The 8,245-nt window shown below is 62.8% G+C and carries 10 protein-coding genes; 5 read left to right on the top strand and 5 right to left on the bottom strand.

What is annotated here, in order from left to right; all coding sequences use genetic code 11:
- From GSQ76_RS25820 to GSQ76_RS25805, 4 genes are all read right to left on the bottom strand, one after another.
- Window positions 1-1,053: LLM class flavin-dependent oxidoreductase (locus tag GSQ76_RS25820; protein ID WP_158746965.1), on the bottom strand; the 1,053-nt coding region annotated here is incomplete at its 3' end.
- Between the two features lie 88 nt (window positions 1,054-1,141).
- A complete protein-coding gene (locus tag GSQ76_RS25815) occupies window positions 1,142-1,792 on the bottom strand; it encodes a GntR family transcriptional regulator (RefSeq protein ID WP_158746964.1) in 651 nt (216 codons plus the stop codon).
- Between the two features lie 114 nt (window positions 1,793-1,906).
- Entirely contained in the window at window positions 1,907-3,232 is a 1,326-nt protein-coding gene (locus tag GSQ76_RS25810; protein WP_158746963.1) for an MFS transporter, read from the bottom strand.
- Window positions 3,225-4,247 carry an esterase gene (locus GSQ76_RS25805; RefSeq protein ID WP_216851307.1) on the bottom strand — a complete coding sequence of 341 codons (1,023 nt, stop codon included), beginning with the start codon at window positions 4,245-4,247 and terminating at the stop codon, window positions 3,225-3,227. Before GSQ76_RS25805 ends, GSQ76_RS25810 begins: the two co-directional genes overlap by 8 nt.
- Before the next feature lie 149 nt (window positions 4,248-4,396).
- On the opposite strand from GSQ76_RS25805, the gene GSQ76_RS25800 reads away from it, so the two are divergent.
- The 4 genes from GSQ76_RS25800 to mtnC all read left to right on the top strand — a co-directional run bounded on the left by GSQ76_RS25800 (window position 4,397) and on the right by mtnC (window position 6,799).
- Window positions 4,397-4,570 (top strand): hypothetical protein, encoded by a 174-nt coding sequence (locus GSQ76_RS25800; RefSeq protein WP_158746961.1) that lies wholly within the window; start codon window positions 4,397-4,399, stop codon window positions 4,568-4,570.
- 351 nt (window positions 4,571-4,921) lie between these two features.
- A complete protein-coding gene (locus GSQ76_RS25795; protein WP_158746960.1) occupies window positions 4,922-5,566 on the top strand; it encodes a methylthioribulose 1-phosphate dehydratase in 645 nt (214 codons plus the stop codon).
- The gene (locus GSQ76_RS25790; RefSeq protein WP_158746959.1) at window positions 5,563-6,102 is read left to right on the top strand and encodes an acireductone dioxygenase; all 540 of its coding nucleotides are present in this window, start codon (window positions 5,563-5,565) and stop codon (window positions 6,100-6,102) included. The genes GSQ76_RS25795 and GSQ76_RS25790 overlap by 4 nt, the downstream gene beginning before the upstream one ends.
- Window positions 6,095-6,799: an acireductone synthase gene (gene mtnC, locus GSQ76_RS25785; RefSeq protein ID WP_158746958.1), complete on the top strand. Its 705-nt coding sequence runs from the start codon at window positions 6,095-6,097 to the stop codon at window positions 6,797-6,799. Before GSQ76_RS25790 ends, mtnC begins: the two co-directional genes overlap by 8 nt.
- An 11-nt stretch (window positions 6,800-6,810) precedes the next feature.
- Here the strand turns inward: mtnC and GSQ76_RS25780 are convergent, their stop codons facing one another.
- Window positions 6,811-7,551, bottom strand: coding sequence for a hypothetical protein (locus tag GSQ76_RS25780; RefSeq protein ID WP_158746957.1), 741 nt, complete (start codon window positions 7,549-7,551; stop codon window positions 6,811-6,813).
- A 198-nt stretch (window positions 7,552-7,749) separates the two neighbouring features.
- On the opposite strand from GSQ76_RS25780, the gene GSQ76_RS25775 reads away from it, so the two are divergent.
- A partial coding sequence (locus GSQ76_RS25775) for an acyltransferase (protein ID WP_158746956.1) occupies window positions 7,750-8,245 on the top strand: 496 nt, incomplete at its 3' end.

The following is an 8,245-nucleotide window of genomic DNA, read 5'->3' as shown; positions in this document are numbered from 1 at the left end:
GGCAGCTTGGCTGAGCCGGGAGCGCGGCACCACCTCGTTCATGAACAAATTCAGGCTTTGCGCCGCGTGCTCGTAGCGCATTGGGCCAAGCCGGAAGGCCAGGATCACACCGCCCACGCCGGTTGCCTCCAACTCCGCAATCCGCTCTGCGACGGTCGCGGGGGAGCCGCAGATCAGCGCATGGGTCGGGTCGATCCGGGCCGGCGGCTTGGCGTCGGACGAGACGAGCGTGCTGCCTTGTTCCCGCAGGATGCGTTGGCGCATGGCGGCCCGATGCTCCTGCATTGCCGTGAAGGCGGGCAGGCCGATCCGCAGCGCCTCGGCGTCGGTTTCCGCCACGTAGATGTTGCGCCATACCCAGCTTTGTTCCAGCGCGCTGGCGATGTCGGCATCGGCGACATGGCTCTGCCGTCCCGCGTCGCGCCAGGCGGCGACGCGGGATTGGGTGGTGGCGAGGCTTTGGACGTTCATCAGGAAGGGCTTGCCCTGGTGTCCAAGCTCGATCATCGATGCCTCCCCCGACGCGGCGCGAATTGCGAATGGGTGCGGCCGGGTGAAGGGGCGGGGGCGCAGCACGGGCACGTTCACGTCCCAGAACTGCCCGGTATAGGCAAAGCCTTCCTCGCTGGTCCAGGCTTGCAGGATGATCTTCGTCGCCTCTTCGAACCGGGCCTGTGATTCCGCCGGATCGATGCCATAGCCTTGATATTCGTAGATATTGTAGTTGGTGCCGCGGCCGAGGCCCACAATCAGGCGGCCCTTGCTCAGATTGTCGATCAGCGACAATTGCTCGGCAAGACGAATTGGGTGGTGCAGCGACATCTGCGCCACCGCCAGGCCGATCCGGATGTGTTTGGTGGCCATTGCCAGCGCCGCGGCGAAGCTGATCGGGTCGACATAGGCGCAATTGCCATCGAAATGATGCTCGCTCAGCCAGACCGTGTCGAAACCGAGCGCCTCGGAGAGCTGAACCTCGCGCACCACTTCATCGAGGACCGCTTCGTCCCGGGCAGGATCTCGGCTTTCCGTGAAGACAAAGTTGCCGAACCGCATGGTCGCCTCCAGGCAAGCTGATTATCGAGCCTAGGAGCCCCGGTTCCTAATCGTCAACAGTTCTGAATAGATCGTAGGACGATCTTGCTTATAGGCGTTCGATAAATCGGGTTTTGCTGTTCAGGATGTGGTGCTCCAGCGCCGCGCCAGCGGCCTCGACGTCACGGGCGAGCAGGGCGGTGATGATCGCCCGGTGCTCCGCATTGCGCGGGGGCGCATCGATGACAGCGGCCGTGCTGCGCCGGCGGCAGATTGCCAGTTCGCGCTCCATCGTTGCCTCGATCGCACGCAGCCGGGCATTGCCGCTGAATTCAACGATCCGATCGTGGAATTGCACATTCAGCCGCTGCATCGCCGGCAGGTCCCAAACCTGCGCCGCTGCCTCGTGCTGATCGACGATGGCGGTCAGTTCGGCCTGCTGTGCCGGAGTGATGCGCTCGGCGAGCGTGCGCCCGGCGAGCCGGGCGAGGGCGGCGCGCACCTCGTATAGGTCGACGATATCCCGCACCGACAATTCGCGCACAAAGCAGCCGCGATTGGCATGGGTGACGAGCAACCCACGCTCGATCAGCGCCCGGCACGCCTCCCGCACCGGGCCACGGCTGATGCCGAGATGAAGCGCCACGGAGGGTTCGCTGACATGGTCCCCGGGGCAGAGCCGTCCGTCCGCGATCATGTCCTCGATCGTGCTGGTGACACGCTGCACGACGGTCGGGCGGATGGCAGGTTCAGCCGTCATATGGCGCCCCTGGTTCTGGCGGGACAATACCTGCATCGAGAATTGCGCCAAGGCTCTCGCTGACACATTTGTGAGCCACTGGAGCAGGAAGATCTTGATATTCGGCAGTGTCGATTAGTCCGCCGTCCCAACACTTTGTATCCCGGGCATCACGGCGAGCGCGCCGTTCTTCCGCGCCCTGCCAACCCACAGCGCCACAAGCCCGGCGATGCCGCATACTGCAACGAAGGGGAGCATGGCGAAGGTGAAGCTGCCCGTCGCGTCGCGGATCGCGCCGATCGCGTAGGTCGCACCGAACACACCAAGATTGTTCAGTGAGTTAATCTGGCCGATAGCGAGCGCGGAGATACTCACCGGCAACATCTCCGTCGCCAGCGCCCAAAATGGCCCCTTGATCATGGAGGCCGAGGCGATGACGACACACAACACCACGATCATCGGCACAAGCGAGTGCACCAACATCGTGCAGATGAGCCCGAGCGTCGCTAAACCGAGGGGCAGCGCGGTGTGCAAGGTCCGCTCGCCGGTGCGATCGGAATGCGAAGCCCAGAGATACATGGCGACGCTGGCGATGGCGAAGGGGATCGAGTTCAGCATCCCAACCTCCATCGTCGTCAGGTTGTATGCCTTGATGATTTGTGGCTGCCACAGCGACAGTGCGTTTGTGACCGACGTGCCGCCGATGTAGATCAACGTCAGCAACAGCACGTATTTGTTGCCCATCACCTGCCAGAACGACAGTGACCCGGCGATCGTGTCCTCCTGCCGTTTGCCCGCGATGTCCGTCTCCAGCCAGGTCTTCTGCGCGTCGTTGAGGAAGCGGGCGCTACGGATCGAGCGCGGCAGCACAAGCGCGCAGCCAATGCCCATGAGCACCGCTGGGAACCCCTCGATGATGAACAGCCAGTGCCAACCGCGTAGCCCCAGCCAGCCATCCGTCAGCAGCAGCGCGGCCGAGAGCGGCGAGCCAAGCACGCTTGAGACGGGCAATGCCATCATCAAGATCGCTACCATGCGGCTACGGTGGTGGGTCGGGAACCAAAGCGTGAGTAAGTAGATCACACCCGGGAAAAAGCCCGCCTCCGCAATACCAAGCACGAAGCGTAGCGCATAGAAGGAATTCGGGCCGGCCACGAATGCCATTGCCGCCGAGATCGCGCCCCAGGCAACCATCACGAAGGAGAGCCAGCGCCGCGCGCCGATACGCACCATCAGCATGTTGCAGGGCACGGCGAATAGGCAGTATGCCACGAAGAACAGCCCGGCGCCGAACCCGAAGGCTGCCGCACTGAGCCCGATATCCTTGTTCATCTGCAATGCCGCGAAGCCGACATTCACCCGGTCAAGCGACGCCAGGAAATAGCCGATCGTCACGAACGGCATGATGCGGATGGCCACTTTGCGGATCACCTGGCGTTCCATCAGCGTAGCCTCAGGCATGAGTCGGGTCCTCTTGGTCGGGGCGGACAGGCAAGCGCTTTTGCAGCCAGTCGTGGATGAGCAACGCGATGTCAGCGTTGTTGCGCTCCATCATGAGCATATGAGAGTTGCCGTGAATGCCTTGCAAGGGCAAATCCAGCACCTCGATACAGGCCCCGGCAGCCCGGGCGGCGGCAAAATAATGCTCCGTCCGGGCGCGGATGGTAGGCCAGCGCGCGTCCAGGTTGAGGTGGTCGCCATAGACGGCGAGGACGGGAATTCCGGCTAGCGCCGCTCCATCGGTGGTGCCACCCTGCGCGGGTTCGATCGCCACAATAGCCGCCACTTGGCCGGGGCAACGCTCTGCCGCACGGAAGGCGAATGCGCCACCCTGCGAATGTGCCACGATGATCGCTGGACCAACCTGCTCCAGCAGCCTGCAATAAGCGTCCACGGCCAAATCGTCGGTTGTCGACCAGCGGGGCACGACCTGGCGCATGAACGCGCCGAACGCATCCAGGGGGAAGCGGCAGTTCGGGTAGGCGGCTGCCGCCAGGCTCGCAAGACTGCCGTCGCGGACGGGCCGGCCGATGCGAAATTGGGTGAAGCTGTCCTGCCAGGTGCGGAGCATGGCGGGTGCGGCGAAATGCGGGTCGCGTGGCGCCCAGCCCGACCGGCCCCGCTCCACCGCATCGACATTGTAGCAAGGCCAGCCGAGGCGCAGGAATTGGTTGAACCAGCCCTGGCGTCCATCGGGCGTCGTCTCCCACGTCACGCCGGTGAGCGAGCCGCCATGCCAGAATAGCACGGGAAGCCGGGCTGACACGGCCGGGATGGCGTATTGCACATACATCTGCCCCAGCCATGTCGTGCCGTTGGGGTCGATGCGCACCGGCACGCCGTTACGCGCGAGAACATGCTGCTCGACCGCCGCGTCCGCCGTCTCGACGGTTTGGCCGCCGACGAAAAAGGACCCTATGTCTCGAAGGGTGAGCGCCGGCGTGATGTCGGCTTCACCGGGGGACGCGAGTGTCACGAGTACATCCATTATCGTTCAGTCCGGGTTCTGCACTATCGTCCGGGCTGACCCAACCCCCGGCTCGGTGATTGGGTGTGTGACCCGAGGGTTGCCAGCGAGCGTGCCGGAAGGGGCTACTCGGCCCGGCCAATGGAAGGGAATGCAAGATGCCAATCCTAGGCCAGGACGCCTTGATCGTGGATGGGTTCGCGGCGGTGATCGTCGATGACGCCACAGCCGGTCGGGTGCGAGACTCGGATGCAAGCGTGAATACCCTGCTGAACGAAGCCGGGGTGAAATGGGTTCACAGCCGTGCATTGGCCGATCGAGACAAGCAGTGACATTCACCAGACGGCGGCCGAGTGGCAGGTTTGCAGCGCAACGCAGTCTTCGCATAGCGGACTAAGTGCGTTGCGAACCGTTCCGGCTGACCGCGTGCTACAGTCAATGGGCGTCACCAGGTTTAATCCGCACGCTGCGAAGCTAGGTATGTCCTTCCACTACATGCCTTATCGAGAGGTTATTGTTCGTTCAAACGTCGTTTATCCAGTAAAATGGTCTATTTGTGCCGCCGTGGGCGAAAAGCGGCTTATTTGACGTTTACAAAGGCACTTGCTTTTTGCGATTGCCCTGATAGATCGACGTCGGCTGTACTGAAGAAGTATTTTGGGCCGACGTTGGAAGGGTGTGACATGCTGAACACTGTCGCCGCGCGTCTGGCGGAAGACGCCGCCGTGCCGGACGAAGTGGCAGACGCCATCGTCCAGGCTGGCCGCCGGCTGGATGCACGGGGTTGGGTTCCAGCCACTGCCGGCAACATCAGCCAGCGGCTGGACGACCGGCGCATCGCTATCACCCGGAGCGGCGTGCATAAGGGTTTTCTCACCCGGCAGGACGTCATCGTCGTCACACACGATGGGCACAGCGTCGATGGCTTGGGCCGTCCAAGCGCGGAAACACTGCTGCATTGCCAGATCTACGAAAGCTTTGCCGACACGGGCGCGGTGGTCCATGGCCACTCTGTCGCAGCAACGGTGATGTCCCGGCAGAACAAGGCGAACGCGCTGCGGTTCGCCGGATACGAGGTCCAGAAGGTTTTCGAGGGGCAATCGACCCATGATAACGTGTTGGACCTGCCGCTTGTGGATAACGACCAGGACATCCCTCGCCTAGCCCGATCCGTCGCAAGCCTGTTGCCGCATTCGAAGCTGGGCTATTTAATTCGCGGGCACGGCACGTATGTCTGGGGACCGACTATGCCGACCGCCTTGGCGCGGTTCGAGGCATTGGAATTCCTGCTGGCCTGTGAATTGGAACAATGGGTAGCAACCGCATGAGCCGTCTGACCGTCTACGACGACACCAACCCCGCCGAACCCCGGCTGGTAACGGAAGATCCCACCGGCATTGCCGATGCACTACGCCCGATCGGCGTCCGGTTTGAGCGTTGGGACAGCCCTGTGACCCTTGCCGACGACGCCGCGCCAGACGCGGTACTTGCGGCCTATCAACCCTATCTAGACACGCTGATGGGCGAGGGCGGCGCCGGCTCGGCCGATGTCATCAGCCTCACCCCGGATCATCCAGGCGCTCCGGCGATGCGACAGAAATTCCTGTCCGAGCACATCCATACCGAGGACGAAATCCGCTTTTTCGTCAAAGGCAGCGGCAGCTTCGTCATGCATGTGGATGGCCGGGTCTATGATGCCTATTGCACCGAGGGAGACCTGATCAGCGTGCCCGCGGGGACCAAGCATTGGTTCGACGCCGGCAGCCGCCCGTCCTTCACGGCGTTGCGGGTGTTTCAGGATACCACGGGTTGGACCCCGCACTACACCGGCGACGCCATTGCCGAGCGTTTTCCGGTTGGCTAATCCCGCCATCCGCGCCGTCGTCATCGACATCGAGGGCACGACCACGCCGATCTCCTTCGTGCACGACGTCCTATTCCCATTCGCCCGCACCCACCTGCCAGCACTGGTCCGCACCGGCGCTTTCGATCCCGCCGTCGCGGCCGAACTCGCCGCGATTGAGGAGGCCGCGCCAGGGTCGGATCCGGTCACGGTCCTGATGGGCTGGATGGACACCGACGCCAAGCATACGCCGCTGAAGACGCTGCAGGGTCTCGTGTGGCGCCAGGGCTATGCCGAGGGTGCGTTAAAAGGGATGCTATATCCCGACGTGGCGCCCCGCCTGCGCAAGTGGCATGCGGCCGGGTGCCGGCTATTCGTGTACTCCTCCGGTTCGACGGAAGCCCAGCGGTTGTTATTCGGGCACTCAGATGCCGGAGACCTGACGGGGTTGTTCGACGGGTTCTTCGACACCCGTATCGGGGCGAAGCGCTCGTCCGGCAGCTACCAGGCAATCGGCAGGGAAATCGGGTTGCCTGTAGACACCATCCTATTCCTATCTGATGTCGAGGAAGAGCTGGACGCGGCGGTGGAGGCCAGCCTGGTCACGTGCCAGTTGGTACGTCCCATGGACAAGACCGCCGCTTCCGAGCGTCACCCCACGGCGGATGACTTCATGCGGGTGGAAGAATTGTTCGATCTCGTTCGCTGGCGAGCCTGAGTGTAGAGTGATCAGGCCGAGACGGACACGAGACGGCGACGGATGATGAGCGCTACACTGAAAAAGGCCCCGGTGCAGACCATCGCCAGCTTTAAGCCGAGCCCAAGCCCGTGCCGACCGGCAAGCGAATCCCCCACGGGCGTTCCCGCACACCGTTCGGCCAGCACGGCGCACCAATAACCAAGCACGCCGACCGGCGCGTGCGAGCGCAGCCACAGCATGATCAGCAGCACCAACGTCAGCATCGCGGCCGCGGTAAAGAGCCCGACGGTGTGGGACGCTAAATCGCCGGCGACCGTCCCCATCAACCCGGCTGCGAGCATGGCGGCCCAGTACCAACCATCCACTCCAGGCGATCCGCGCCCATTCGGCGCTGGCCTGGTGCACGATCCCAGCAACAGTGCGATGACGCCCAGCGCAACAGCCGTGCCGCCATAGGCCAGGCCGATGTCGTGGGTCAGGTAATCCGCCGCATTCGTCGCAGCGGCCCTCAGGGCTAGGATTGCAACCCAGTAGAACGCTTCGGTCCTATCGCCGGATTGCGTGTCCGCCGCCACCGCAGGCACGCAGATGAAGGCGAGCGAGGCGAAGCTGAGCATACGACCAACGCCGAGTTCGTCGACCCAGAAATCGCCCAAATTGGTGCCGAGACAACTTGCGGCAAACATGGCCAGCCAGAACGTCGGGCGCGCATCGACAGATCGCGCTGCGCCTACAGAGGATCGGCCGGCGGCATCCACGTCACGTCTCACAAACGACCTTCCTTTCGAGTGGTGCCAGAGGATCCCATACCCCCATCACCAAATCCACACGAGCTATCCGCCAGTCCCGTGGTATTCATGCCTCCCGTATCCTTCCGGTGCCGCTACACGGCAGCCCACTAGTCAGACGTTGGCAAGCAAAATACACTAGGCGTCGGCAAGCGGCTGCCCCGTCTCTTCAGGTGACAATTGGTTTTCCCACTGATCGATATCCTACGTGGATTCGCCGCACTTAGCGTCGTTGTCTATCATGTCATTGCCCACTTCAACTGGGACGCGTTTCCAGTTTCAGGCCCGCTCGTGTGGTTTCGGATCGGGTGGATGGGGGTCGACCTTTTCTTCGTCATCTCTGGCTTCGTCATCGCCCTTTCAGCGTTTCGGGCACTGGACGCGCAACCCGACAGATCGACATTCTTCCAGCACTTCGTGCGGCATCGCGGCGCGCGGATCATCCCGCTGCATTACGTGACTTGCTTGGTGTTCGTGGTGTCTCTTCAGCCATTCATGTTCTTTTCCGCGGAAGGTTGGTTACAGTTCGTAACCCACGCGCTGTTCATCCACGACTTTTTCCCGAACCATCAGGGCGGCATCAACGGCGTAAACTGGTCGCTGGCCGCAGAGATGCAGTTCTACGTGGTGATGATGATATCGGCACGCTGGCTACGCACGTGCAACCCAGCCGTCC

It is taken from the genome of Acidisphaera sp. L21, assembly GCF_009765685.1.
GTDB lineage: Bacteria > Pseudomonadota > Alphaproteobacteria > Acetobacterales > Acetobacteraceae > LMUY01.
Note: the sequence above shows the minus strand (reverse complement) of the source record. Positions and strands in the feature narration are given on the sequence as shown.

What these genes read in the sequence shown, in the direction of transcription:
- GSQ76_RS25815 (WP_158746964.1), bottom strand. Translation starts at nt 1,792, where the DNA reads ATGACGGCTGAACCTGCCATCCGCCCGACCGTCGTGCAGCGTGTCACC.
- GSQ76_RS25810 (WP_158746963.1), bottom strand. Translation starts at nt 3,232, where the DNA reads ATGCCTGAGGCTACGCTGATGGAACGCCAGGTGATCCGCAAAGTGGCC.
- GSQ76_RS25800 (WP_158746961.1), top strand. Translation starts at nt 4,397, where the DNA reads ATGCCAATCCTAGGCCAGGACGCCTTGATCGTGGATGGGTTCGCGGCG.
- GSQ76_RS25795 (WP_158746960.1), top strand. Translation starts at nt 4,922, where the DNA reads ATGCTGAACACTGTCGCCGCGCGTCTGGCGGAAGACGCCGCCGTGCCG.
- GSQ76_RS25790 (WP_158746959.1), top strand. Translation starts at nt 5,563, where the DNA reads ATGAGCCGTCTGACCGTCTACGACGACACCAACCCCGCCGAACCCCGG.